The sequence below is a fragment of the Falsiphaeobacter marinintestinus genome (assembly GCF_007923355.1).
Lineage (GTDB): Bacteria > Pseudomonadota > Alphaproteobacteria > Rhodobacterales > Rhodobacteraceae > Phaeobacter_A > Phaeobacter_A marinintestinus.
Genome location: NZ_VOGO01000057.1, coordinates 1 through 859 on the forward strand (window position 1 = coordinate 1; position 859 = coordinate 859).

Genomic DNA, 859 nt, shown 5'->3' on the forward strand with positions numbered 1-859 from the left:
CAGCGTGATTCACGGTTCGAAAAACGAGCGGTGAACATGTCTGATCTTTTTTGGTTGAGCGACGCGCAGATGGCGCGCCTTGCGCCTTTCTTTCCTAAATCCCATGGCAAGCCTCGCGTAGATGATCCACTGCCCGGCAGTTGATTGCAAAGCAATCAATGAGAGGGGGCGCGTCCTGAGCGGGATTATCTTCATCAATCGCAATGGCTTGCGCTGGCGTGATGCCCCCAAGGAGTATGGCCCGCACAAAACGCTTTACAACCGTTGGAAGCGGTGGAGCGATAGGGGTATTTTTGCTGAGATGCTTGTTGGCCTGGCCGCTGATCACGGTGAAGAGAAGACGGTCATGATCGATGCCACTTACCTCAAAGCACATCGCACGGCGTCGAGCCTTGCGGTGAAAAAGGGGGACGTGGCCGTCTGATCGGGAGAACCAAGGGCGGTATGAACACCAAGCTGCACGCGATTTGCGACAGCCAGGGACGGCCCTTGAACCTCTTTGTAACTGCTGGACAGGTCAGCGATTACATCGGAGCACGGGCACTCGTGAGCAGTTTGCCAAAGGTAGACTGGCTACTCGGAGATCGCGGATATGACGCCGACTGGTTCAGAGAAGCGTTGAAAGACAAAGGTATACGCGCATGCATCCCTGGTCGAAAGCAGCGCAAGACGACCGTTCGATACGACAAGCGTCGATACAAGCGCCGGAACCGCCCCTCTCGTGACATTGCTGCCCAATGCACTGCCGGGCAGTGATTGAGATCATGTTCGGCAGGCTCAAAGACTGGAGGCGTGTGGCGACACGTTACGACAGATGTCCAAAGGTATTCCTGTCAGCAATCGCCCTCGCAGCTCTCGT

Annotated in this window: 1 pseudogene; it reads left to right on the forward strand. The window is 55.9% G+C overall.

Annotated elements, in window-relative coordinates:
- Positions 1-36: 36 nt before the first annotated feature.
- Positions 37-859 (forward strand): annotated as a pseudogene (locus FOY56_RS23405) (IS5 family transposase); the annotation flags it as partial.